This window comes from Psychrobacillus sp. OK028, from assembly GCF_900103605.1.
Lineage (GTDB): Bacteria > Bacillota > Bacilli > Bacillales_A > Planococcaceae > Psychrobacillus.
Genome location: NZ_FNHY01000004.1, coordinates 254728 through 279116, shown reverse-complemented (window position 1 = coordinate 279116; position 24389 = coordinate 254728). Strand labels below are relative to the sequence as shown.

25 protein-coding genes are annotated in these 24389 nt (G+C 37.4%); 14 read left to right on the top strand and 11 right to left on the bottom strand.

Translation table 11 applies throughout. The features are described from left to right. Window positions 1–254 precede the first annotated feature (254 nt). The 3 genes from BLR36_RS09535 to BLR36_RS09525 form a co-directional block, all read right to left on the bottom strand. Entirely contained in the window at window positions 255–557 is a 303-nt protein-coding gene (locus tag BLR36_RS09535) for a YunC family protein (protein ID WP_093061515.1), read from the bottom strand. Window positions 558–641: 84 nt separating this feature from the next. After that, window positions 642–1508, bottom strand: a complete 867-nt coding sequence (locus tag BLR36_RS09530; RefSeq protein ID WP_093061514.1) for a hypothetical protein — start codon at window positions 1506–1508, stop codon at window positions 642–644. Window positions 1509–1612: 104 nt separating this feature from the next. Next, a complete protein-coding gene (locus tag BLR36_RS09525) occupies window positions 1613–1834 on the bottom strand; it encodes a hypothetical protein (protein WP_093061513.1) in 222 nt (73 codons plus the stop codon). 161 nt (window positions 1835–1995) lie between these two features. Here BLR36_RS09525 and BLR36_RS09520 point away from each other — a divergent pair, with 161 nt between their 5' ends. The 4 genes from BLR36_RS09520 (at window position 1996) to BLR36_RS09505 (ending at window position 4603) form a co-directional block, all read left to right on the top strand. Beyond that, entirely contained in the window at window positions 1996–2253 is a 258-nt protein-coding gene (locus tag BLR36_RS09520; protein WP_093061512.1) for a hypothetical protein, read from the top strand. A gap of 149 nt (window positions 2254–2402) precedes the next feature. After that, on the top strand, window positions 2403–3353 hold the full coding sequence (locus tag BLR36_RS09515; protein ID WP_093061511.1) for an MBL fold metallo-hydrolase: 951 nt from the start codon (window positions 2403–2405) through the stop codon (window positions 3351–3353). A 153-nt stretch (window positions 3354–3506) separates the two neighbouring features. Beyond that, complete coding sequence (locus BLR36_RS09510) at window positions 3507–4304, top strand: VLRF1 family aeRF1-type release factor (RefSeq protein WP_093061510.1); 798 nt, start codon at window positions 3507–3509, stop codon at window positions 4302–4304. Between the two features lie 101 nt (window positions 4305–4405). Further along, the gene (locus BLR36_RS09505; RefSeq protein WP_093061509.1) at window positions 4406–4603 is read left to right on the top strand and encodes an alpha/beta-type small acid-soluble spore protein; all 198 of its coding nucleotides are present in this window, start codon (window positions 4406–4408) and stop codon (window positions 4601–4603) included. An 80-nt stretch (window positions 4604–4683) separates the two neighbouring features. Here the strand turns inward: BLR36_RS09505 and BLR36_RS09500 are convergent, their stop codons facing one another. The 5 genes from BLR36_RS09500 to hutU all read right to left on the bottom strand — a co-directional run bounded on the left by BLR36_RS09500 (window position 4684) and on the right by hutU (window position 10353). Next, window positions 4684–4818, bottom strand: a complete 135-nt coding sequence (locus tag BLR36_RS09500) for a sporulation histidine kinase inhibitor Sda (protein ID WP_093061508.1) — start codon at window positions 4816–4818, stop codon at window positions 4684–4686. 710 nt (window positions 4819–5528) lie between these two features. Beyond that, on the bottom strand, window positions 5529–5702 hold the full coding sequence (locus BLR36_RS18805; protein ID WP_175454030.1) for a hypothetical protein: 174 nt from the start codon (window positions 5700–5702) through the stop codon (window positions 5529–5531). A 164-nt stretch (window positions 5703–5866) separates the two neighbouring features. After that, complete coding sequence (gene hutH, locus BLR36_RS09495) at window positions 5867–7381, bottom strand: histidine ammonia-lyase (protein WP_093061507.1); 1515 nt, start codon at window positions 7379–7381, stop codon at window positions 5867–5869. A 39-nt stretch (window positions 7382–7420) separates the two neighbouring features. Then, window positions 7421–8680, bottom strand: coding sequence for an imidazolonepropionase (gene hutI / locus BLR36_RS09490; protein ID WP_093061506.1), 1260 nt, complete (start codon window positions 8678–8680; stop codon window positions 7421–7423). Window positions 8681–8685: 5 nt separating this feature from the next. Beyond that, on the bottom strand, window positions 8686–10353 hold the full coding sequence (gene hutU, locus BLR36_RS09485) for a urocanate hydratase (RefSeq protein ID WP_093061505.1): 1668 nt from the start codon (window positions 10351–10353) through the stop codon (window positions 8686–8688). 209 nt (window positions 10354–10562) lie between these two features. Here hutU and BLR36_RS09480 point away from each other — a divergent pair, with 209 nt between their 5' ends. The 4 genes from BLR36_RS09480 to BLR36_RS09465 all read left to right on the top strand — a co-directional run bounded on the left by BLR36_RS09480 (window position 10563) and on the right by BLR36_RS09465 (window position 16829). Next, complete coding sequence (locus BLR36_RS09480) at window positions 10563–11441, top strand: DUF4349 domain-containing protein (protein ID WP_254771365.1); 879 nt, start codon at window positions 10563–10565, stop codon at window positions 11439–11441. A gap of 160 nt (window positions 11442–11601) precedes the next feature. Beyond that, the gene (locus BLR36_RS09475; protein WP_093061503.1) at window positions 11602–13497 is read left to right on the top strand and encodes a PrkA family serine protein kinase; all 1896 of its coding nucleotides are present in this window, start codon (window positions 11602–11604) and stop codon (window positions 13495–13497) included. Between the two features lie 780 nt (window positions 13498–14277). Beyond that, window positions 14278–15435, top strand: coding sequence for a sporulation protein YhbH (yhbH, locus tag BLR36_RS09470; protein ID WP_093061502.1), 1158 nt, complete (start codon window positions 14278–14280; stop codon window positions 15433–15435). Beyond that, window positions 15435–16829: a SpoVR family protein gene (locus BLR36_RS09465; RefSeq protein WP_093061501.1), complete on the top strand. Its 1395-nt coding sequence runs from the start codon at window positions 15435–15437 to the stop codon at window positions 16827–16829. The genes yhbH and BLR36_RS09465 overlap by 1 nt, the downstream gene beginning before the upstream one ends. A 144-nt stretch (window positions 16830–16973) precedes the next feature. Here BLR36_RS09465 and BLR36_RS09460 read toward each other — a convergent pair whose 3' ends face one another. Beyond that, window positions 16974–17114 carry a YjcZ family sporulation protein gene (locus BLR36_RS09460; RefSeq protein ID WP_139185082.1) on the bottom strand — a complete coding sequence of 47 codons (141 nt, stop codon included), beginning with the start codon at window positions 17112–17114 and terminating at the stop codon, window positions 16974–16976. A gap of 132 nt (window positions 17115–17246) precedes the next feature. Next, window positions 17247–18125, bottom strand: a complete 879-nt coding sequence (locus tag BLR36_RS09455; RefSeq protein ID WP_371326710.1) for an SDR family oxidoreductase — start codon at window positions 18123–18125, stop codon at window positions 17247–17249. A gap of 161 nt (window positions 18126–18286) precedes the next feature. Between BLR36_RS09455 and BLR36_RS09450 the strand changes: the two genes are divergently transcribed. The 4 genes from BLR36_RS09450 (at window position 18287) to BLR36_RS09440 (ending at window position 20759) form a co-directional block, all read left to right on the top strand. Then, window positions 18287–19003: a gamma-glutamyl-gamma-aminobutyrate hydrolase family protein gene (locus BLR36_RS09450; protein WP_093061499.1), complete on the top strand. Its 717-nt coding sequence runs from the start codon at window positions 18287–18289 to the stop codon at window positions 19001–19003. Between the two features lie 74 nt (window positions 19004–19077). Then, a complete protein-coding gene (locus BLR36_RS18800) occupies window positions 19078–19251 on the top strand; it encodes a hypothetical protein (RefSeq protein ID WP_175454029.1) in 174 nt (57 codons plus the stop codon). Window positions 19252–19396: 145 nt separating this feature from the next. Next, complete coding sequence (locus tag BLR36_RS09445) at window positions 19397–20269, top strand: patatin-like phospholipase family protein (RefSeq protein ID WP_093061498.1); 873 nt, start codon at window positions 19397–19399, stop codon at window positions 20267–20269. A gap of 70 nt (window positions 20270–20339) precedes the next feature. Beyond that, window positions 20340–20759, top strand: coding sequence for a pyridoxamine 5'-phosphate oxidase family protein (locus BLR36_RS09440; RefSeq protein WP_093061497.1), 420 nt, complete (start codon window positions 20340–20342; stop codon window positions 20757–20759). A gap of 579 nt (window positions 20760–21338) precedes the next feature. On the opposite strand, the gene BLR36_RS09435 is transcribed toward BLR36_RS09440, so the two are convergent. Continuing rightward, the gene (locus tag BLR36_RS09435; protein ID WP_093061496.1) at window positions 21339–22184 is read right to left on the bottom strand and encodes an EcsC family protein; all 846 of its coding nucleotides are present in this window, start codon (window positions 22182–22184) and stop codon (window positions 21339–21341) included. A 206-nt stretch (window positions 22185–22390) separates the two neighbouring features. On the opposite strand from BLR36_RS09435, the gene BLR36_RS09430 reads away from it, so the two are divergent. Together BLR36_RS09430 and ptsP are read left to right on the top strand one after the other, a co-directional pair. Next, the gene (locus tag BLR36_RS09430) at window positions 22391–22654 is read left to right on the top strand and encodes a phosphocarrier protein HPr (protein ID WP_093061495.1); all 264 of its coding nucleotides are present in this window, start codon (window positions 22391–22393) and stop codon (window positions 22652–22654) included. A gap of 2 nt (window positions 22655–22656) precedes the next feature. After that, on the top strand, window positions 22657–24375 hold the full coding sequence (gene ptsP / locus BLR36_RS09425; RefSeq protein WP_093061494.1) for a phosphoenolpyruvate--protein phosphotransferase: 1719 nt from the start codon (window positions 22657–22659) through the stop codon (window positions 24373–24375). Window positions 24376–24389 lie beyond the last annotated feature (14 nt).

Sequence of the window (24389 nt, the reverse complement as noted above, 5' to 3'; positions counted from 1 at the left end):
AAATATTTAAGTATTAACGTCATAGACAGAAGTCATCTCTGTATGCCTCTATCTTATTACCATGGATTGAAAATACAAAATGATAAAACGCGACTTCACAAAACGTTCATGAAGATATGAACAAATTAAATAAAATTGGTAACGTAATTGTGAATTTTACTGGAAACGATGGGGATCTAGGAATAATTAGGCATGCCAAAAGGCTACAGAACAACGGTATGTTGTTCTGTAGCCTTTGGAATTAAAATATATTTTTATATCATTTTTAATAGAGCTTCTCTTCCTATCATTCCTTTGGTGATACCGAGTTCCTCTGCTTCATAGGTAATAGATTCGAGTGGAGCATCTAGAAGCTGGTGAATTGTTTTTACTCCGACAGCTCTTCCAGCAATGACCTTTCGATCTTTCAATTTCTCATTAAGTAATGCAACATCTAGAGCGCCGCACATTATATACCCTTTGTCATTAGTAACAACGAGTAAATTTGTTTTAGGCAGCTCCACAGAAATCGATAAAAAAGTATATCCCTCAATATTAATTGGTTCTAGGTTAATCATGACTAAACAGTCCTCCTTTTCCTATCTCTACAATTTATGTAATCGATTGAAAAAGCGTGTTTATTTTCGTTTTAAAGGGTTTACTTATTTAAATTGAAAGAATTCATGGAAGGGCTCTTTAGGAAGGTTCTCTAATTCCAATTCGAACTCATACCATTTCCGTTCGTCTTCTGTCATATTAGTAATTAGGAATGGGATATTATTATCCTGCGCAATTTCTTTAACTTGATTGCCTACGTGAAGGTCATGTTCGTACAAATTTTGAAACCTATAGAGTACGTCCTCATTTGAATCAGATTCTATTACCATTGTCCAGGCAATATGTGTTTCGTCATTTTTATTACTTAAACGAGCATAGTGAACATAAGGGTCTATATAAATTCGAGTGACATTCTCCCAAGGAATAGATTCTTCTACAGCGTTCCATTTATTAGTGATTAAACCTCTGTCTGCATCAATTCCTCTATAATCTTCCCATAACACATACAAAGAGGTGCAAAATGCAATTAGTGAAACTAATATTAATAAATTTGGTATCCATTTCCGACGTATATCCGTACTAAATATACGTATCCACACAAATAATATTAGAGCCAACATAAAACCAAGAGAAATACCTTCTCCATTTACTGAGGAACTAGACTCAAATAGGATGAAGTGATCATTAAAAGTCGCTGATTTTATTTCTTCATAATTTGTATAAGCGATAAATAGAAGTGGAATGAACATTGCTACGAACACATAAGCGATAGACCACTTTAGAACCCTCTCTTTGAAGATTATTAAAGTTTTACGTAATCGATGTCCCAAAAGATAGAGTGGATAGCTGACTAACAAGATGATTAGTATGTACGTTAGGATATTCTCTGGAAAATTTTCTAAATTAAAATAAGCAATAACAATACTTAATCCTATAAAAATTATTCCAATTATTTCAATTATTTTTTTCATTCAATCACCTCAACTTCTCTACGAAAAGAAGTTAAAAATAGTTTCAATTTATGTAATTAAAAAAGCCAGCCCCGATATATCCCATATCTGGCTAGCTAAAAGTGTTATAGGTATCCTTTTAATCCTAAATTATCTGCTGCCTTTATTTCTTTCTCCAGTTCTTCTATGCTTTTTGCACGTTGTTCATTTTTCTTTTCAATTCCCGCAAGGTCTTTTGCTGGGGCATATTCTCTCGCTATTTCAGCAGCTTCCATATGTCTAATTGTTTTCTTAAGTCTTTCTTCACTATTCGAACGATCATTAGGGCCGCGTCTGGTTTTGGGCATAACTTTTCCTCCTCATTATTTTCAAGCTCTTTCTATAGATAGTGTTTCCTGATACAACAAGAATATGAGTCATTATTTAACTGCCATGTTAATCCACCAGTGAATAAATATAGGCTTAAGTTGCCATAGTAATCCTAACAATAGATAAGGGGGACTTTAATATGGATCATACTCAAGTGAGTTGGAAAGAAGATAATGTTATTGCTCGATTACACAATTCTGTGGATAATGTTACACTCGCTGTTGGTCAAGCTTTAACCAATCCTACTGAAAGGTCTATCCAAAATGCTGAGGATATGATTGAACGAGCTAATCGATCCGTAGCGATGGCATTAGAAAGCAGAGGGGACTTGGAGCCTATAAGTACACTTCAGGAGCAGCTGCAACAAAATATACAGAAACTAAATACGTTACACTAGTTAGTAATGATATGGACAAACCTACTGCCAATTTAAGCAGTAGGTTTTTTTATTATTGCAGTTGCTTAGTTATTCAGAAGAACAATGGTAAAATAAATAAATGGAGTAATTTACGCAATATTCAAATATAACTATGGAGGGAAAGGAAAATGGGAAACAGTTATCCGAAAAAACTTAATGAACGAATTTATTTAATCGATGGATTTGATATGGGAGAGACGGAACGTACTGGCACGTATGTCATTGATGAGGAGTATCTTACAATAGTAGAAACAGGTCCAAGCCCGTCTGTAAAGTATGTGAAAAGTGGTCTAGAAGCTTTAGGATTCTCCCTAGACCAATTAAAATACATAATCGTTACACATATTCATTTGGATCATGCAGGAGGTGCAGGTCTCCTATTAGAGGAGTGTCCAAATGCCCAAGTGGTTGTTCATCCGAAAGGAGCAAGGCATTTGGCAGAGCCAGAAAGACTGAGAGCTGGTGCAAAAGCTGTTTATGGGACTAAGTTTGAAGAATTTTTCGATCCTATTATTCCAATTCCAACAGAGCGAATGATTATAAAAAATGATGGAGATTTATTAAAGATTGGGGAGACTTGTATCCTAAAGTTTTTTGATACTCCTGGTCATGCTAATCATCATTTTAGTATATATGATCCAATTAGTAATGGTGTGTTTACAGGTGATACGGTAGGTGTTCGCTACGAACAATTAGCAGCCGATGGCGTAAATTTCTTCTTACCATCCACATCACCAAATCAATTTAATCCAGCTGCTATGCAAAAAGCAATAGTGCTTTTTGCTTCAATGGATCTCCAATATATTTATTATGGACATTTTGGAATGACGGATACTCCCGAAGAAGCACTTTCTCAAGTATCGATGTGGTTAAATATTTTTATCTCAGAAGCAGAGGCTGTGTTCTCGGAGGAAAAGGGACACGAAGAGTTAGCAACTAGACTAGGCAAGCTAGTGAAAGAGCATTTGAGAAATCAAGGTATTCCAGAAAATCATCATGTCTTTAGATTAATCCAATTAGATTTAGCAGTAAGTGCGATGGGATTAATGGATTATTTAATAAAAAGGGAACAGGAATGAAGACAAAACGTGCCGATTTATTGTAGTCGGTGCGTTTTTTATGGAATGTCAGTGTGTATTACTTAATTTTACAAAATTTAATCATTCTTTTTTCGGTGTAATCCTTTAATCGAAGGTGATACTACAAATAACTAGACGAAGGAGGAAGATGGAATGACGATAAATAAAGAAATTGAAGCGTTGAAAGCATACACCACTATTGATCGAAGTGTTTTGAGTATTTATTTGAATACCAATCCGGCTGATCCTGAGCAACTAAATGGTGCTTGGGCGATTCATCTGAAAAGTGGTTTGAAGCGTATCGGAGAATATATAGAAGCTTCAGGTGATGAGAAGGAATTAAAAGCATTTAATCATGTGAAGGAAAAAGTAAAAAACGAAATGGAAAAAAACTCATTGGAGTTACGTAAAGGTGCCGTCATTTTTGCTAGTGGTGCAAATGATGAATTATGGTCTGTACATTATGTGCAGGTGCCAGTTAAAACTAATTTCTATTGGGAAAACCATCCTGTCACTGAGCAACTCGAGTATATGTATAAAGCATATCCAGAAGCAGGTATAATCATGCCGAGCTTTGGAGAAGTTCGTATTTTAGATACGGCATTAGGATTTGTTCGTGACGATGTAACATTCAAATATGACCCGGTTTCAGAAACGTGGAATGAAAAGGTCAAATTAGATAGTCGTGGAAAACGAGCAGCTGCTGACAGCAAAACAGCTGTGCTGGAACCACAATACAGAGTGAATGCGAGTACTTTTTACAAAGGGATGAGAACCACCATTGAGCAGCTAAAGAAAAAACGAGGCTGGCGTGAGTTTCATGTAGCAGGAGAAGCAGAAATGGCGAATGCCTTTACTGAGACACTCAGAGATTCACCAGCAAGCTGCATTTATAAAAATTTAAACAATAGTAAAGCCAATGAAGTGATTAATCAAATCCTTGAAAAGTAAATTTAAGCATACTTGAAAAATATTAACAAAATCTCCTGTTTTATATGGTGGTATAAATGATGAAAAAAAACACAATATAACGTTACAAGGAGGTGAACAACATGCCAAACAACAATCAACTTCTAGTACCAGGCGTAAAACAAGCTATTGACCAAATGAAATATGAAATCGCACAAGAATTCGGTGTTCAACTTGGAGGAGAAGCTTCAGCGCGTGCTAACGGTTCCGTTGGCGGAGAAATTACTAAGCGTTTAGTAGCTCAAGCCCAATCACAAATGAACGGAAATCAATATAGCTAATAAAAACCAGGTCGGTGGAAAATTCCACCGGCTTTTTTATGCTTTAAAAAAGCTGAGGATATTCCTCAGCTTAAGAATTGTTAGCTAGCGCTTTGGATGGATAGGCTGCGGCGAGCTATTTCGGATTTTAACAGTTCTAGAAATTCTGGATTAAGCTGTAGTTTTTTGGCCAACAAGTAAGACTCGATTAGAAGATCATCAGACATTCTATTCATAACCCTAGCACCTCCGTTCTCAATTTTATAAAGCAATATAGTCAATTAACTTTTGTAAGATTAATTTAACAAATATCACCCGTAAGAACAACTGTTCCATTATCCACAGATAAAAGTGGATAATATGTTAACAACTTGTTGATAGGAGTGAAGAAATGATATATACCAACGTGGATTTTGTGTATAAAGTTATCCACATTTTTAAAAAACTCGAATTTTGTCGAAACATTTCTCTAAAAAACTAACTATATGATGTTCTAAAAGCGTTATTCTAAGAATAAAATAGAATTTTTTTATGTTTTGTCTAAAATAATCCTAATTTAACTTCTGATTTGGCTATATCAGTTAAAGAAATGTTAATATCTTATTTCTTATCCACAATTACAGTGGATAATATGTGGATTAATATTATTTTAATGTCATTAGTATAGAAATATTCTCATTTTAGTTGTGTATAACCTTATCCACAGCGATTAATTAATTGGTGTGTCGAATAATAGGAGTAATAGGACAATCCGATACCAACATATTTTAGGTTAAATCATTAAAAGGAAGTGAATAGGATATCCAAAAAGAAATGTAAAAAATGCAATAAACTAAATGGGAAAGGAACCTGTCCATGTAAATAAAAAGCCATGACCCTTACGAAGAAAGTAAGGGTCATGCCTTTTTCTCTAAAAATTTTGGTGAACTTCTATTCAGTTGAACTTTTATTCTCCGTCTTGATCTTCTTCTTCAAGCTCTTGTTCTAATTCTTGTTCTGAATTGTCGTCTACATCCGACTCGTTTTCCCCATCACCACAAGCTGCTAATAAACCTACAGATAAGAATGCAGCTGCTCCGATTTTCCACCATTTTTGTCCTGCAACAGAATTTTTCATCATTTTGTATTCCTCCATTTATTATAATTTTATTGTTTAGTAGTGTTCTAATGAATAGGTACCCCAGAAGTATTGAGCACTAAACATTATTTAGGATAAAAAATATGCCTGTTACATTATTTACATATTTGTAACAGAAAGATAAAAAATAAAGCTACCTTTTCCGATTAGGAATTGGTAGCTACATTTTGAATATGAAATGTATCTTTTTTTAAATACATAGACATTTTTTCTACATCAATACTAAAAATACGGTCTTCTATAATGGAGGGGACAATGTCTCGTATTTCCTGCCATTTGTTTCGTAGAGCAGGGGATATGAGGTTATTCCCTCTATATTCTACTCCCTGTACTGCGCAAATGGCCTCAATTGCGATGACTCTTCGGCTATTTTGAATGATTTGATAGGCATGTCTTGCTCCGATTGTTCCCATACTTACATGATCCTCCTGATTTGCGGAGGAGGGTATAGAGTCCACAGAAGCAGGATGGGCCAAGGTTTTGTTTTCCGATACGAGACTTGCAGCTGCATATTGCAAAATCATAGCTCCAGATTGTAATCCAGGCTGTGGACTTAAAAAAGGAGGGAGTCCCTCATTTAACTGTGGATTAACTAATCGTTCTATTCTACGCTCCGATACATTTGCAAGTTCAGCCATCGCAACCTTGAGGAAATCCATGGCAAATGCAATTGGTTGACCATGGAAGTTTCCTCCTGAAATAATCACTTTTCCATCTTCAACAATTAACGGGTTATCCGTAGCTGCGTTTATCTCAATTTCTATTTTTTCTTTTACATAAGAAAGTACCTGCCAGCTTGCTCCATGAATTTGCGGTATACATCTTATAGAGTAAGCATCTTGCACACGTTTTTCCCCTTGTTTAGTAACTAATTGACTGCCTTTAAGCCAACTAAGCATTCTTTTTGCAACGTCTACTTGCTCGGGATAGCCTCGTGCTTCATGAATAGCTGGATGAAAAGCATCTGTAATGCCGTACAGGGCTTCCATTGTCAGGGCAGCAATCCATTCACTTTGATAGGCAAGTGCTTCGGATTCTAACCAATTGACAACTCCTTGAGCAGTCATCGCTTGCGTTCCATTTATCAATGCCAATCCTTCTTTAGCCTCTAATACAATGGGGGTTATATTATGTTTCTCCCAAACCAAATGAGCTGGAATTTGTTGATTACCGTCCCAAACGAATCCTTCTCCTATCAAAACTAGTGCAAGATGTGAGAGAGGAGCAAGGTCACCGGATGCTCCAAGTGACCCTTGCTGAGGGATTACTGGGTGAATATGATGGTTGACCATATATGTCAACCGCTCTAATACTTCTAAACGAATACCGGAGAAACCTTTGAGTAATGCATTTAATCGAAGTACAACCATTGCACGTGACACAATTTCATCGAATGGCTCGCCAATACCGCATGCATGGGATCTAATTAGATGTTGTTGCAGTGCATGAACATCGGATTCGTTTATACTCACATCACTAAATTTTCCAAAGCCAGTATTTATACCGTAGACGGTATGACCTTCTTCTACAACCCGTTCCACGACTTTCCGACTTTTCACCACATTTTCTTTCGCACAATCATCTATAATAATCTGTTCATCCTGATATAAAATTGCACGCATATGTTCCAGAGTCAGACCATTACCTTTTAAGCTAATCAAGATTTATCACTTTCTTTCCCAGTTGAATTAATTTCAATGTTACCCGACCACCTTAACTCCTTTTTTCCACACGCTCTTTACATGATTTACTCCAAATAAATACTGCAGTTGCTGGTAATTTGGAACATCCCAGAGCACAATGTCTGCTTGTTTTCCAATCTCTAAAGAGCCGACTTTGTCCTCCATTTTTATAGCGCAAGCTGCATTGTATGTTGCTGCACATAAGCTTTCAGCAGGAGTAAGTCTCATCAAAATACAAGCTAAATTCATCACAAGTGGCATGGACGTTGTAGGGGAGGAACCAGGGTTGCAATCGGTTGAAATCGCCACTGGTACACCAGCGTCAATCATTGCCCTGCCTCTCGCAGCAGTTTCTCGTAAATACAAAGCTGTTGCGGGTAACAAACATGCGATGACCCCTTGCTTTGCCATTGCGGCAATACCGATATCCGATGCTTTCAATAAATGCTCTGCGGAAATAGCACCCACTTCAGCTGCAAGCTCCGCTCCGCCATAAGATTCTATCTCATCTGCGTGAATTTTAGGGAGTAGACCAAAAGCTTGACCAGCCTCTAAAATTCGCTTTGATTGCTCTGGGGTAAAAACGCCTATTTCACAGAAGACGTCATTAAACTGGGCTAACTTTTCTTCAGCCACTCTAGGGAGCATTTCATTCACGATCAAATCAACGTATTGATCTTCCTTTCCTTTAAATTCCGCAGGAACAGCATGTGCACCCATAAAGGTCGGAATAATATCTATTGGATGTTCTTTCTGCAATCGCTGCATTATGTGAAGCTGTTTTAGCTCCGTTTCAACATTTAAACCGTATCCACTCTTTCCTTCAATAGTAGTTACGCCATGAGCTAAAAATGAGTCTAGTCGTTTCTCTGTCTGGAAAAAAATCTCCTCTTCGGTAGCTTCCCGAGTCATTCGGCTAGTCGCATGGATACCTCCGCCGGCATTCATAATGTCCATATACGTAGCTCCTTCTAAACGCAATTCAAATTCGCGCTCACGACTTCCTCCGTATGCGACATGAGTATGCGGATCAACAAGTCCAGGAGTAACGAGTTTACCGGATGCATCAATGATTTCGGCTTCATCTAGACGATTTGCATACTTTCTTTGTAGCTCCGCTGTTGTGCCAATAGCTTGAATTACTTCATTTTCTAACCATATACTTCCATCTTCTATAATAGAAAGCTCACTCATGGCTACTTTCGTTCGTGGACCCTTATGTTCACTAGCCATGGTAACTAATTGAGATGCATGTTTGATCCAAATAGCGTTACTCATATATTTTAGTCCTCCTTTTCCATCATTGGGATGTGAACGCCTTTCGTGCGTGCAGTTTTTTCTGCAAGCTCATAACCAGCATCGAAATGACGGACAATCCCCATACCTGGATCTGTAGTGAGCACTCGTTCTAATCTTGCTTCAGCTTCTTTTGTTCCATCAGCAACTATGACCATACCAGCATGAATAGAGTATCCCATTCCTACTCCGCCTCCATGGTGCACAGAAACCCATGTTGCTCCGCCGACAGCATTAATCATGGCGTTAAGTATTGGCCAGTCTGCCACTGCATCAGAACCGTCTTTCATCGCTTCTGTTTCACGATTAGGCGAGGCAACCGACCCTGAATCTAGATGATCTCTCCCAATTACTATAGGTGCACTCAGTTCACCAGAAGCGACCATATCATTAATAATTTTCCCGAAGCGCGCACGTTCCCCATAACCTAACCAACATATACGGGAAGGCAATCCTTGGAATTGGATTTTTTCACGAGCCATTTTAATCCAATTGCATAAATGAGTGTTATAACTAAACTCACGTAAAATTACTTCATCTGTTTTATATATGTCTTCAGGATCACCCGACAATGCAACCCATCTAAAGGGACCTTTGCCTTCACAAAATTGTGGCCGGATATAAGCAGGGACAAATCCAGGGAAGTCAAACGCTCTCTTAAAACCTTGATCTTTGGCTACTTGGCGAATATTATTCCCGTAATCGAATGTTATCGCTCCTTTATCCATTAACTCGACCATAGCACGTACGTGAGTGGACATAGAGGTCTTTGATAGCTTGACATATTCATCAGGATTTTCTTTACGCAAAGCTGCTGCATCCTCCAAAGAGGTTTGGGAAGGGATGTAGCCATTTAATGGATCGTGCGCTGAAGTTTGATCGGTCAATACATCTGGTACAAACCCACGAGCAATCATTTCAGGCAGAATATCTGCCGCATTTCCAACAAGCCCTATAGATAGAGGTTTACCCTCCGATTTTGCTTGTTCTGCAAGTTGAATTGCTTCGTCTAATGTATGCGCTTTCAAATCTGTATACCGTGTTTCAATGCGTCTATCTATTCTCGTTTCATCTACTTCAATAGCAATACATACTCCACCATTCATCGTAACTGCTAATGTCTGTGCTGCTCCCATACCACCTAAACCTGCCGTTAGCGTAATGGTGTTTTTTAATGTTCCATTGAAATGCTGTTTTGCAAGTTCAGCAAAAGTTTCGTAGGTGCCCTGAACAATTCCTTGCGAGCCAATATAAATCCAACTGCCAGCAGTCATTTGACCATACATCATTAACCCTTTTTTATCGAGTTCATGAAAAAGCTCCCATGTTGCGTAGGCTGGTACTAAATTTGAGTTTGCTATCAATACACGTGGCGCGTCGATATGAGACTTAAATACTGCTACCGGCTTTCCAGATTGAACAAGCAATGTTTCATCATTTTCTAGTTCCTTTAAAGAGCGAACTATTGCGTCAAATGCATCCCAGTTACGAGCAGCCTTTCCAATCCCTCCGTAGACAACTAACTCGTCCGGATTCTCAGCCACTTCCGCATCTAAATTGTTCATAAGCATGCGAAGTGCCGCTTCTTGTAACCAACCTTTTGTATTCAACTTGGTTCCCCTATAACGAATAACCCGATCGATTGCTTTTCCCATTTAAATACCTCCTCGGTTTCTTCTTCTATTCTATCGAAATATTAAAACTATTTAAGTGTTTTTGTGAAAAAAGTAAAAATTTCTCATCTGCTAACTGAGTACTTCATTAGCATAGTAGTGTACTGTGAAAGTGAAATGAAACTCTTTCCAATGTTTTTCGTCTGATTATTCAGATATATATATAAGGGGGAAACTATATTTTGAAGAAAGTGTGGTTATTGTTAGTCACTATAAGCCTTTTCGGGTTATTAGCAGCCTGTAGTAGTAATGAAGACTCAGCTAAAATGAGTACTGAAGAAAGTGAAAGTGCATCTGATTCAGCTGAATTTGCAACTGAAGAAGCAAAAAGTGTAGAAGCAGACGTAGAACAAGAAAGTGCAAAAGAGGATACCGCAGCACCTAACAATCGAATGATTATTCATCAGGCTAGAATAAGCACGAGTGTAAAGGACTTAGAAAAGGCTCAGCATAATATGGAGCTAAAGGTGAAGAAGTATGATGGTTATATTGTAGAATCCAATGTGTATATGGAATCTGACGAAACAAGTACTGGGAATATGGTGGTGCGAATTCCAGAGAAGCATTTTGAAACATTTTTGTCCGAAGCAGAGGAAGAAGTTGCCAAAGTCTTGGAGAAAAATGTAACAGGACAGGATGTAACTGAGCAATACGTAGATTTAAGCTCCCGAGTAAAATCTAAACGTGCAGTGGAGGAGCGCTTACTAGCGTTTATGAAGGATGCAGAAAAAACAGAGGACTTACTTAAAATTTCCACTGACTTAGCAAAGGTCCAAGAAGAAATAGAAGTATTAGTAGGTAAAATAAATTATTTAAAAAACCAAACATCCTTTTCCACAATCGAATTAACTATGAATGAAAGCCGTGTCATCATTCCTGAAATAGATAACAAAGATTTAAATACATGGGAAAAAACAAAAAAGCAATTTATAACTAGTACAAATTCACTTTTGTCGATAGGCTCAGGAATAATAGTATTTCTAGTAGGAAATTTACCCGTTTTAGTGCTTTTAGCAGTTATTGCTGCTTTAGTAGTTTGGGGAATTAAGAGAAGGAAAATAAAAGAATAAAATTCTACAATCGGTTATTCTAATGTGAACAACCCCATAAACAATGAGTAAAGCATCTCTTCTTTTGCTAAGAGATGCTTTATTCGTGTAGAGAAATTGGTATCATAATTTCTAAAACTTCATACTATGGTATAAATAACTCCCATGAATGGAGGGAAACATGGACATTTTAAACAAAGTAAGAAATTACCGAGAAGAAGAGAACCAGCTCAAGTGGGAAGGTACGTTTAGAGAATTTTTAGCGATTGTGAAGGAACGTCCAGAGGTTGCCCAAACGGCACATGCACGGGTTTATAGCATGATAAAAAATGCAGGACTAACAGAACTAGAAAACAAAAAACAATTTAATTTTTTTGAAAAAGAGATTTTTGGATTAGAGGAAGCATTAGAGCGATTAGTAGAAGAATATTTTCATCCTGCTGCTAGAAGGTTGGATGTACGAAAACGAATATTATTATTAATGGGACCAGTAAGTGGAGGAAAGTCAACAATTGTAACACTTTTAAAACGGGGATTTGAACAGTACTCTCGTACAGACGAGGGAGCGGTATATGCTATTAAAGGCTGTCCGATGCATGAAGATCCTCTGCATTTAATCCCACAGCATTTACGTCAAGACTTTTTTGATGAATATGGTATACGTATCGAGGGTAGTTTGTCTCCTTTAAACTCGATGAGGCTAGAAAAAGAATATGGTGGGCGAGTAGAAGATGTCATGGTGGAGCGTATTTTCTTTTCTGAAGACAAACGAGTTGGGATTGGTACGTTCACCCCCTCTGATCCCAAATCTCAGGATATCGCTGACTTAACAGGATCTATAGACTTTTCTACAATTGCAGAATACGGTTCGGAGTCAGATCCTCGCGCGTATCGCTTTGACGGAGAATTGAATAAGGCAAACCGAGGAATGATGGAATTTCAAGAGATGCTAAAATTGGATGAAAAATTTCTCTGGCATTTATTATCGTTGACGCAAGAAGGGAATTTTAAGGCAGGACGCTTTGCATTAATCAGTGCGGATGAGTTGATCGTAGCTCATACGAACGAAACAGAGTACCGAACATTTATAGCCAATAAAAAGAACGAAGCCTTACATTCTCGTATTATTGTCATGCCTATTCCTTATAACCTGAAGGTAAGCCAGGAAGAGCGAATATATGAAAAAATGATTAGAGAAAGTGATATGACACATGTTCATATTGCTCCACATGCATTAAGAGCTGCTGCAATTTTTTCCATACTGACAAGACTCGCGATTCCGAAAAAAACAGGGATAGATCTCGTAAAAAAAATGCGGCTATATGACGGCGAAAATGTGGAAGGTTTTAATGACATCGATGTAGAGGAATTGAAGAAGGAATCTCAAAACGAAGGGATGAACGGTATTGATCCGCGGTATGTGATCAACCGTATTTCCTCTGCTATTATTCGTAAAGAAGTGCCCTCGATTAATGCGTTAGATGTGTTGCGTGCCTTAAAGGAAGGGCTTGATCAGCACGCATCGATCTCAGATGAAGATAAAGAGAAATACATGAATTATATCGCAATTGCGCGCAAGGAATACGATGAAATAGCAAAGAAAGAAGTACAAAAAGCATTTGTTTACTCGTACGAAGAGTCAGCTATTACACTTATGAATAATTATTTGGATAACGTCGAGGCTTTCTGTAACAAGAACAAAATGAGAGATCCATTAACTGGGGAAGAGATGAACCCCGATGAAAAACTAATGCGCTCGATTGAAGAACAAATTGGTATTTCCGAAAATGCAAAAAAAGCATTCCGTGAAGAAATTCTCATTAGATTATCGGCATACGCTAGAAAAGGAAAACGTTTTGAATATAATTCGCATGAGCGATTACGTGAAGCTATCCAAAAGAAATTGTTTGCTGATTTGAAGGATGTCGTAAAAATTACAACTTCCTCCAAAACCCCTGATGAAGCACATCTAAAGAAAGTAAATGAAGTAGTGGCAAGATTAATAGATGAACATGGCTATAATTCGACATCAGCTAATGAGCTATTAAAATATGTTGGCAGTTTACTTAATCGATAGTCGTAAATGAAGGACGGATAATATAGCGAAAAGATTGGTAAAACCTGTTTCTATCGTTTTCGAAGGGCTTTGAATAGGCGTTTTGCTATAGATTACCGAGTTAATTTTTAAGGATGCTGGTTGGTTGTGACGTCTGTCACAACCAACCAGCATCCCTTTTTTCGATAATCTTATGGCGTTTGCCTATCCGTCGCCATCCTACAACTTTTTGAAACAGGTAAGTGCGTTTTTGGATAACTAGAGAAAAGATACTTTCTTATTCATATAAGAAGCTCTCGAAGATGCAATTTCGTTCGCTTTCTCGCTTCTTTATTTAGTAGACACTTACTATTTCTCTTTATTTCCACTAGATAAAAAAAATCTACTTTCTTCATCCTTCATAACAGAATAATATCCATAATTCAACAGACGGTTTTATCTCTATATTAACTTTGAATACTCTTATCATCAAAGCGATAGGCTTTGCTATATCTTATTGATCAGTACTACTTACTTAATTGATTGGAGTGAAATGTGGCGACTCCAGCGGGATAAGCGAGAAAGTCGAGACCCCGCAGGAAGCGTAGCGAACGAGGAGGCTCGGCCACGCCCGCGGAAAGCGTCTACATGAAACGGAAATCAGCAGTATTATTGAATAGATTCTATACTTCCATCACCGGTTATTCTGTATTTGGATGCTTTTTTTTATTACTTCATAATCACCCTCAACAATTTTCATTTTCATCTGCAATAACAATGACAAACGGGCATATGATAAAAAATAGGTAGGTGTTGAGAAAAATGGAGAATAAAGAAGCAAAACAATTTGTCGTTTCTCAGGAAAACTGGTCCTTGCATCGAAAAGGACATCAAGACCAACAACGCCATATGGAGAAAGTGAAAGAAGCGATTCAAAACAACTTGCCCGATTTAATCAGTGAAGAAAATATCATTATGTCTAATGGACGAGAAGTCATTAAAATTCCGATTCGTTCATTAGATGAATATAAAATTCGCTATAACTATGATTCATCTAAGCATGTTGGGCAAGGTAATGGAGATAGCCAAGTAGGGGACGTTATTGCAAAAGGCTCTGGAGATGAACAGGGTAATGCAGGTCAAGGGAAACAGGCAGGCGACCAGGCTGGTCAAGATTATTATGAAGCGGAGATATCCATTGCAGAAATAGAGTATGAGCTTTTTAACCAAATGGAGTTGCCTAACTTAGAAGAGAAAGAACAAGCGGAAATTACGACAGAACATATCACTTTCAACGATATACGGAAAAAAGGTCTTATGGGTAATATTGATAAAAAGCGAACGATTATGACAGCTATTAAGAGAAATGCAATGAAAGGGAAGGCTGAAATAATGCCTATTCATCAAGATGACTTGCGTTTTAAAACATGGGATGAAGTCGTAAAGCCAGAATCGAAGGCAGTTGTGTTAGCAATGATGGATACAAGTGGTTCAATGGGGAAATTTGAAAAGTATTGTGCCAGAAGCTTTTTTTTCTGGATGACAAGATTTTTACGCTCCCAATATGAAACGGTGGAAATTGAATTTATTGCCCATCATACGGAAGCGAAAGTTGTAACGGAGGAAGCATTTTTTTCAAAAGGAGAAAGTGGGGGGACGATTTGCTCCTCGGCATATTCAAAAGCCCTAGAGCTCATTAAGGAGAAGTATAGTCCCTCTCGATACAACATTTATCCTGTACATTTTTCTGATGGAGAGAATATGACGAGTGATAATATGAGATGTATTCAACTAGTGAACGAATTAATGGATGTTTCTAGTATTTTTGGCTACGGCGAAGTAAATGCACATAGCAGATATTCCACCTTAATGAATACCTATAAAAAAATCGAAAATCCCAAGTTTAGGTATTATGTATTGAAGGAAAACCAAGATGTTTACGAAGCGCTGAAGCGTATTTTTCAAAAGGGAGCCAAGTAATGGAAAGAAAACTACAACATGCCATTGCGGAAATTACTGAAATCGCTACTTCGTTCGGTCTTGATACGTATCCCATGAGGTATGAGATTTGCCCCGCAGATATCATTTATACTTTTGGTGCGTACGGCATGCCTACACGGTTTGCCCATTGGAGTTTTGGTAAACAATTTCATAAGATGAAAATGCAATATGATTTCGGGCTCAGTCAAATTTATGAATTAGTAATTAATTCGGATCCATGCTACGCGTTTTTATTGGATACAAATAGCCTTATACAAAATAAGCTTATTATTGCACATGTACTCGCTCATTGTGACTTTTTCAAGCATAATGTCCGTTTCTCTAATACACGAAGAGATATGGTGGAAAGTATGACCGCAACGGCGGAACGAATTGCAGCCTATGAGAGACTATATGGAAAAGACGAGGTTGAGAGTTTTTTAGACGCCGTATTAGCAATACAAGAACACATCGATCCGTCTATTATGAGACCAAAATTGCCGGTTTACGATGACGAGGAAGAAATAGAGATCGTAAGAAAAACAGATTATGATGATTTATGGAAATTGGATCATCGAGAAGATAAAACAAGATTGGTGCTTCCGTATCGAAAAAAGTTCCCTCCGAAACCCGAAAAAGACCTCCTTCTTTTTATAGAGGAATACAGCAGTGAGTTAGAGGAGTGGCAACGGGATATTTTAACTATGATGCGAGAGGAAATGCTTTACTTCTGGCCGCAATTAGAAACAAAGATAATGAATGAAGGTTGGGCTTCCTATTGGCATCAACGTATATTAAGGGAAATGGACTTAACGAGTGATGAAACAATTGAATTTGCCAAGTTAAATGCCAATGTAGTGCAGCCTTCCAAAACAGGCATCAATCCATATTATTTAGGTGTGAAAATATTCGAAGATATAGAAAAGAGATATAATAATCCAACAAAGGAAATGAAAGATTTAGGAATTGAAATTAATTCTGGTAGGGAGAAAATGTTTGAAGTACGTGAAATAGAATCAGACATATCATTTATTAGAAATTACTTAACTAAGGACTTAGTCAAACAGGAAGATTTATATCTATTTGAGAAGAAGAATGGCAACTATGAAATAACGGATAAGGATTATGAAAACGTCCGTGACCAACTTGTGTCTATGAGAGTGAATGGAAGCTTTCCTTATATTGTAGTAGAAAACGGGGATTATATGAGGCTTGGTGAGTTATATTTGCATCACGGATATGAAGGAACGGAACTAGATCCTCATTATTTGGAAAATGTTCTACCGTATATTCGTCAATTATGGGGGCGGACCGTCCATTTGGAAACGGTCGTTGACGGGAAACAGGTGTTATATTCGTTTGATGGTAAAAAAGTTTCAAAAATGAATATATAAAACAAAAACGAGATTCTACAAAAAGAGAATCTCGTTTTTCTTTATAGAAAATAATTCATCATCTCATTTGAGATTTGCAACATTCAACTTGCGGTTTTCCAGGTTGGATTTGCGATTCGCACCAGTCAACTTGCTATTCACATTTTAATAACCGTAGTCACCATAGCCACTCATAAAAGAGGCACCTACAATAATAAGCAAAATGAATAAAACAACAATCAGCGTAAAGCTTGAACCATACCCACCAGTACCTTCGTAACCTTTATTACCTGACATACTAATCATCCCTACTTTCCTTGTGATAATAATAGAGTATTAACAAAACCAAAAATCATCAGGGCTACGAGGTAAAAAGATATTAAAAACATAAAAAAAATGCGCAGAGGAAAATTCACTCACTCTGGGCATTTTTTCAAATTAAGAACCAACAAAATCTCCACCATTAACATGAATCGTTTGACCAGTCATATAACTGGAATCAGTAGATGCTAAAAATACATAGGCTGGTGCATTCTCAGCAGGCTGCCCACGACGTCCAATTGGCGTACTGGAACCATGCTGTTTTACTTTCTCTTTATCGAAGGTAGCGGGGATGAGTGGCGTCCAAATCGGACCCGGTGCTACTGCGTTTACCCTAATTCCTTTCTCGATTAGGTTTAGTGCCAACGAACGAGTAAAGGTGGTTATAGCTCCCTTAGTGGCAGAGTAATCGATAAGTTCTGGTGAACCATTATAGGCAGTGATGGAGGAAGTGTTGATGATTGTATCACCTTTTTTCAAATGAGAAAGTGCGGCTTGCGATAAATAAAACATTGAATAAATATTCGTAGAGAAAGTTTCCTGCAATTGATCTGGCGTTATTGCTAGAAAGTCCTCGGTAGGGAATTGCTTACCAGCATTATTAACTAAGATGTTAAGCTGTCCGAATTCCTCTATTACTTGCTCTATTGCTTGCTGACAGTTTTCATCATCACTTAAATCAGTTTTAATCGCTAAGGCTTTTCCACCATATTGTTCTATAAGCTTTGCAGTCTTATCCGCATCTTGTTGCTCGTTCTCATCTAAATAGACAATTGCGACATTCGCACCTTCCTTAGCAAAGGCGATAGACACTGCTCGTCCTATTCCACTATCTCCACCTGTAACTAAGGCGACCTTTCCTGTTAGTTTTCCAGATCCTTTGTAGTTTGGGTCATCAAAAATTGGCTCAGGATTCATTTCCTCTTCAATACCTGGTTGCTGCTGCTGAGTTTGACCAGCAATTTTATTATCTATTTTCTCGTATTTATCAGCCATTATGAATTCCTCCTTTAACTTAGTTGTTTCAATTATTCCCTTCAAAAATAAAAACAAACGTAAAAGAAAGGATTTGTTCGAATAGTCCGTTACGTTTTTTATCGTGAACAAGCGGGTATATATAGACAGAATATACTTATGAGAGAGAAGAGAGAATATATATGAAACCAATAATAGGAATTACAACAGAAGTTCTACCAGATGGCTGCTATTTTATGCCTCCAGTTTACGCAAATGCTATTGTTCAAGCAGGGGGAATACCTATCTTAATACCTTTAGTCCCTGAGGAAGACCTAGATGAGCTAAGTAAACGGCTAGATGGTCTTTTTGTAACAGGAGGAGAAGATATTGATCCGAGTTATTATGATGAAGTTCCACATGTACATTTAAAGCAGATTACTCCCCAATTAGATGAAATGGAATACAAACTTATTCAAAAAATGCTGGAATTAGATAAACCTTATATCGGTGTATGTCGTGGATTACATATGTTAAATATTGTTCAAGGTGGATCTCTGTATCAATCCATTCATTCGCAACGGGAAGAACCAGTAATGCAACATCTTCAAAAGGCTATTAGGACGCATAGATCGCATCCGGTAAAACTAGAAAAGGGTAATCGAATTTATGATTTTCTGCAAGAGGAAGAATTTAAAGTGAATTCATTTCATCATCAAGCGGTCAACAAAATTGGTGAAGGATTGAAAATAATTGCAAAAGCTACGGATGGCATTGTAGAGTGTTTGGAAAGTAAGGAACATAGCTTTGTTTATGGCTTCCAGTGGCATCCAGAGGAATTTGCAGTAGATGGAGATGAACCATCCAAACGTATATTTAAAGCTTATATAGACGCAGCTATTGAACGTAAAAGTAAATAATAATTCACACCTGAGTAATGGGCGAATAAAACCGAATAACTTACACACATTATTCTTCATGGAGGTGAATTTACATGCCGAAGAAAAACAATAAAAACAAAAGTAATTCATTAGACCGTGAAGAATATGGTTTCGGATATGATGTCAGTCCGGATGACTTAGATGTATACGTGCAAAACAATGATAATCAAAAAAAGAAAAATGATGCAGTTAAAGAAAAGGCTAATTCCAATAAACAAAAACATTAATAACAAAGACAATAATTAAAATCCCATTCACAAGACAGTATTAGTTTTGGAATGGGCTTTTTTTAATGTGCCCAAACTTTAAGGTTCTATTTCTTCCTATTTTTTCTTACAGTGTATCAACAGCTAGAAAAAAGGGGATGTTCAATTGTTAATAGATGGTGTTTTTTCAGGAGGTGGATTAAAAGGCTTTGCGTTAGTAGGAGCCTATCAGGTGCTAGAAGAAAAAGGATATCGTTTTAAAAGAGTAGCAGGAACTAGTGCAGGAGCTATACTTGCCTGCTTTATTGCTGCTGGATTTACGAGTAAAGAAATAGAGGAATTATTAAACGAACTTGATACTTTAACCCTTTTAGATCCACGCAAAACAATCCTCCCATTGCCTTTGATGAAATGGATTAATCTTTATTGGCGCTTAGGGTTATATCAGGGAAAGACGCTCGAAAATTGGTTTTTAGAAAAGCTGGCTTTAAAAGGGGTATATACTTTTTCAGATATTGAACCAGGTTCGCTGAAATTAGTTGCTTCTGATCTTACAAACGGTAAAATGATGGTTCTTCCAGATGACCTAGAGCGATACGGTATATCAGCAGCAAGTTTCCCAATTGCACGTGCTCTTCGTATGAGCTGTGGTATTCCTTTTTTCTTTGAACCAGTCAAATTGAAGGTTACGTCAGCTGATACGATTATTGTGGATGGCGGTGTGTTAAGTAATTTTCCAATGTGGATTTTTGACAATGGAAATAAAGAGAGACCGATATTAGGCTTAAAGCTAAGTAGTAAATCAGAAGAGATGGAACCTCGGAAAATAAGAAATGGCTTACATTTATTTGAAGCATTATTTTCCACTATGAAAAATGCACATGATGAAAGATACATTTCAAGGAAAATTGAAAAGAACATTATATTTATACCTGTGGAGGATTACGGAGCTACGCAGTTTGATTTGAGCGAAGAAACGAAACAGGAATTACTCGAAAAGGGTAGAAGCCGTGCCATTCAATTTTTAAAATTTTGGTAAGTAAGATGTTTAATACGAGCAGACAAAGGAATAATACAAAAGAGGATATATGAAAAGGAGAGTGTTATACATGGCAAAGACCGCAAAAGAAGAAGCGCTAAAAATCCTAGATAAGAATATGATTGGTACAATGGCGACAGTTCAGGGAAATAAACCACATTCTCGTTATATGACGTTCTTTAACGATAACTTTACACTCTATACAGCGACAAGTAAAAAGACACATAAAGCGGAAGAGCTGAAGCAAAATCCAAATACACATATTCTTTTAGGCTATGATGGGCATGGATTTGGGGACAGTTTTTTAGAAATTGAAGGGACAGTTATTGAATCCGATGACGAAGCTATGAAAGAAAAAGTGTGGAATAAGGCTTTGAAAGGCTGGTTCGACGGTCCAGAAGATCCTGATCTTTTAATCTTAAAAGTAACTCCGACACAAATGCGATTAATGAATACAAAAGGAGAAGAACCCCAAGTAATTGAACTTTAAGATTCCTCTCTCTATATTAATGCGAGACCTATTTGATTTTCAAATAGGTCTTTTTTAAAAAGAAAGTATATAAAAATGTTCCATGAACACGGGGTTAAAATGACTTGTAAGAATGAATAATCCTATGATTTTCGTTCCAGGTGGACGCTTTCCGCGGGCGAGGCCGAGCCTCCTCGTTCGCTTCGCTCCCTGCGGGGTCTCGACTTTCTCGCTTATCCCGCCGGAGTCGCCACCTTACACTCCAATCAATTGATGTGTAATACTACACAAAGAGATTTGGCATAGCTTATTGCTAAAATAAAAAAATTGGGCAAATTTTATGGATCAAATCATATTCTATCTTTTTTGAATTAAAATTTCTGTATAATGATAGAGGTAGAAAGTAGACTTAATATTCTAGGATGAAGATAGAGCTAGACTGCTTATTTATGTGATATAGTATTTTTACTTCCTAAATATAAAGTGGTTTTGTTGATTGTAGCGCAGGTCGGCGACTCCTGTGGGACAGCACGAGGGAGAGACTACAGGCTCGAGCCGTGCCCACGGAAAGCGTCCGACCGGAGCGGAAATCAATTTTTTTTAGGACCGGGTGTCATTAGACCCGTTTTTTCTTATTGAGAGGTTTTGCGTGCTATCTTCGCTCAATCTTTCCACAATTCTTCTCTTTCGATAAAGCATCATACCAGCTTCTGCAATATCATTAATAGCGGAACGATTAATAAATGCACCAAATACAAGCCCTGCAATTGGAACCATTTGAAATAGCTTTTTCCAACCAAATTGATCTCGGTAAGAAAATACCACTTCACGCCAGCCTTGAATTTCCGATAAAACCTCACGTTTTGTCTCTTCGTCTTGTTTATCAAACTTAGATAACTGAGACAAAATAGCTTGTTTACCGACAATATCAGAAGAAACAAATTGAAGCGATTTTATAATGAACAAGCGCTCTTTCTTATCATTGGGATCATAACCATAGCAAATGGCAATATCCTGTAACGTTTTCAGTTGTAAACCTAACAAGAATGGAATATCAATCGATAACGTAAAGATTCCCCCAATACCTGTTCCGGCGCCTTGGACAGTAGCGATATTTTTTCTGTTTTTAGTAATTCCTTCAACAGCCTTGTCCATTGTTGAAATAGACAATCCTTTTACATCGTCTATATTTTCCATTCCCATGTTTGGATAATAGGATTTAATCTTAGTTGTTGAACTTAAATAGCTGCCACCCGTTTGTATATATTGACCAAGTTCATCAATTAACGAACCCATTTTTGTTTGAACAAATTTTGGAGTCCATTTATCCATAATTTTAAACGGCAATCGCCCTAGCTTTTCCCAAAACCATAGGTCCCCTTGATTCTTCTCCCAAGCCTCTATTTTTACCAACTCAGTCTGTAACCAATCCTGTGAATCTGTCATAATTTCAATCACCTCTACACCAAATACGTTTTATCAAAGAAATAGTTTCATTTCAAAATAGTTAGGAAACACAGGCAACTAAAAAGATCGATTTCTTTACCTAGTTATCATATTAGTAGAAATTTCTAGCTAGATTCCTTTATACTTAGTAATATAAGGAATGACATTAAGAAAGAATAAAAAAAAATCTAAAGGAGTAGTTTAATATGACTAATCACACATATACAGTAGTAGCAGAATCAGGAATTCACGCAAGACCAGCAACGGGGCTAGTCCAAATAGCTTCCAAGTATGTTTCAGATATTTTCATGGAGTATAAAGGGAAAAAAGTTAATCTAAAATCGATTCTAGGTGTTATGTCATTAGGAGTTGGTCAAGGAGGGGATATTTCTATATCCGCTGAGGGAACAGACCAACAGGAAGCATTAGAGGCTATTGAAAGCTTCCTTAAATCTGAAGGGATTATTTAGTCATGACCGTAAATGTAAAAGGAATTGCTGCATCCAGTGGAATAGCCATTGGTAAAGCATTTTTAATGACAGAACCCGATTTAACAATCTCAAGAAACACTGTATCTAATAAAGAAGAGGAAGTCGCTCGATTTCATGAAGCAGTTGATGCTGCAAAACAGGAGCTTCAAAAAATACGCGAGCGTGCGGAAATTGACTTAGGAGCAGAAAATGCTGCAATTTTTGATGCACATTTGCTCGTTCTTAGTGACCCTGAGTTATTAGGTACCGTTGAAAGTAAAATAAATGACGAAGCATTAAATGCAGAGGCCGCTTTACAAGAAACTGCCGATACATTAATTGTTATGTTTGAACAGCTTGATAACGAGTATATGCGTGAGCGTGCAGCTGATATAAGAGATGTAACAAAACGAGTAATTGCAAGACTGTTAGCTGTAGAAATTCCGAATATCGGTCTAATAGATGAAGAGGTAATTATTATCTCCAACGATTTAGCCCCTTCAGATACAGCTCAATTAAATAGAGCTTTTGCTAAAGGCTTTACAACGGATATGGGTGGCCGCACTTCTCATTCTGCTATTATGGCTCGCTCTTTAGAGATACCAGCAGTTGTTGGTACCAAAAGTGCTACCACTGCTATTAAACAGGGCGATTTAATCATTGTGGACGGAGATAATGGGGAAGTAATTATTAATCCTCCCAATGATGTTATCGAAAGCTATGTTGAAAAAAGAAATGAACAGGATGCGGAGAAAAAAGAACTTGCATTATTGAAAAATAAGCAAACGATTACTTTAGATGGTATCCATGTAGAAGTTGCTGCAAACATTGGAACTCCAAAGGATGTATCAAGTGTTCTTGAAAACGGTGGAGAAGGAATAGGACTTTACCGCACTGAGTTTCTGTATATGGAAAGAGATTCATTACCTACAGAGGAAGAGCAGTTTCAAGCTTATAAAGAGGTACTTGAGCAAATGGGCGATAAGCCTGTAGTAGTTCGAACATTGGATATTGGTGGAGACAAACAGCTTCCGTATTTAAATCTTCCAGAAGAGATGAATCCATTTCTTGGTTTCCGTGCAATTAGACTTTGCTTAGAGGAACAAACTATTTTCAGAACTCAGCTTCGTGCTTTACTACGTGCAAGTAATTTCGGTAATCTTAAAATAATGTTCCCTATGATTGCGACACTAGAAGAATTTAGAGAAGCAAAAAAACTACTCCTTGAGGAGAAAGAACTGCTTCAACAGGAAGGTACATTAGTATCGGATAATATAGAAATTGGTATTATGGTAGAAATTCCATCCACCGCAATACTGGCTGACCAATTTGCCAAAGAAGTAGATTTCTTCAGTATTGGGACAAATGATTTAATCCAATATACGATGGCTGCAGATCGAATGAACGAATCAGTAGCTTATTTATATCAGCCTTATCATCCGTCTATTTTACGCTTAGTTAAAATGGTCATCGATGCCTCTCATGCTGAAGGAAAGTGGACAGGTATGTGTGGAGAAATGGCAGGGGATTCAATCGCCATCCCATTATTACTTGGTTTAGGATTAGACGAGTTCTCCATGAGTGCCCCTTCTATGCTAAAAGCAAGAAATCAGATAAACCAACTGACTCAACTAGAAATGAAACAGCTTGCTGAAAAGGCTCTGGCTATGCAAACGTCCGAGCAAGTGAAGCAATATGTGAAAGAGGCATTAAAAGCTTAATAGATTAAGATTAA

Excerpts from the sequence above, each read along its gene's own strand:
- BLR36_RS09440 (WP_093061497.1), top strand. The coding sequence starts at position 20,340 with ATGGCAAAGACCGCAAAAGAAGAAGCGCTAAAAATCCTAGATAAGAAT.
- hutI (WP_093061506.1), bottom strand. The coding sequence starts at position 8,680 with ATGAGTAACGCTATTTGGATCAAACATGCATCTCAATTAGTTACCATG.
- BLR36_RS18800 (WP_175454029.1), top strand. The coding sequence starts at position 19,078 with ATGCCGAAGAAAAACAATAAAAACAAAAGTAATTCATTAGACCGTGAA.
- BLR36_RS09455 (WP_371326710.1), bottom strand. The coding sequence starts at position 18,125 with ATGGCTGATAAATACGAGAAAATAGATAATAAAATTGCTGGTCAAACT.
- BLR36_RS09510 (WP_093061510.1), top strand. The coding sequence starts at position 3,507 with ATGACGATAAATAAAGAAATTGAAGCGTTGAAAGCATACACCACTATT.
- ptsP (WP_093061494.1), top strand. The coding sequence starts at position 22,657 with ATGACCGTAAATGTAAAAGGAATTGCTGCATCCAGTGGAATAGCCATT.
- BLR36_RS09430 (WP_093061495.1), top strand. The coding sequence starts at position 22,391 with ATGACTAATCACACATATACAGTAGTAGCAGAATCAGGAATTCACGCA.
- BLR36_RS09450 (WP_093061499.1), top strand. The coding sequence starts at position 18,287 with ATGAAACCAATAATAGGAATTACAACAGAAGTTCTACCAGATGGCTGC.
- BLR36_RS18805 (WP_175454030.1), bottom strand. The coding sequence starts at position 5,702 with ATGATGAAAAATTCTGTTGCAGGACAAAAATGGTGGAAAATCGGAGCA.
- BLR36_RS09435 (WP_093061496.1), bottom strand. The coding sequence starts at position 22,184 with ATGACAGATTCACAGGATTGGTTACAGACTGAGTTGGTAAAAATAGAG.
- yhbH (WP_093061502.1), top strand. The coding sequence starts at position 14,278 with ATGGAGAATAAAGAAGCAAAACAATTTGTCGTTTCTCAGGAAAACTGG.
- BLR36_RS09520 (WP_093061512.1), top strand. The coding sequence starts at position 1,996 with ATGGATCATACTCAAGTGAGTTGGAAAGAAGATAATGTTATTGCTCGA.
- BLR36_RS09525 (WP_093061513.1), bottom strand. The coding sequence starts at position 1,834 with ATGCCCAAAACCAGACGCGGCCCTAATGATCGTTCGAATAGTGAAGAA.
- BLR36_RS09460 (WP_139185082.1), bottom strand. The coding sequence starts at position 17,114 with ATGATTAGTATGTCAGGTAATAAAGGTTACGAAGGTACTGGTGGGTAT.
- BLR36_RS09475 (WP_093061503.1), top strand. The coding sequence starts at position 11,602 with ATGGACATTTTAAACAAAGTAAGAAATTACCGAGAAGAAGAGAACCAG.
- BLR36_RS09465 (WP_093061501.1), top strand. The coding sequence starts at position 15,435 with ATGGAAAGAAAACTACAACATGCCATTGCGGAAATTACTGAAATCGCT.
- BLR36_RS09515 (WP_093061511.1), top strand. The coding sequence starts at position 2,403 with ATGGGAAACAGTTATCCGAAAAAACTTAATGAACGAATTTATTTAATC.
- BLR36_RS09505 (WP_093061509.1), top strand. The coding sequence starts at position 4,406 with ATGCCAAACAACAATCAACTTCTAGTACCAGGCGTAAAACAAGCTATT.
- BLR36_RS09535 (WP_093061515.1), bottom strand. The coding sequence starts at position 557 with ATGATTAACCTAGAACCAATTAATATTGAGGGATATACTTTTTTATCG.
- hutU (WP_093061505.1), bottom strand. The coding sequence starts at position 10,353 with ATGGGAAAAGCAATCGATCGGGTTATTCGTTATAGGGGAACCAAGTTG.
- BLR36_RS09500 (WP_093061508.1), bottom strand. The coding sequence starts at position 4,818 with ATGAATAGAATGTCTGATGATCTTCTAATCGAGTCTTACTTGTTGGCC.
- BLR36_RS09530 (WP_093061514.1), bottom strand. The coding sequence starts at position 1,508 with ATGAAAAAAATAATTGAAATAATTGGAATAATTTTTATAGGATTAAGT.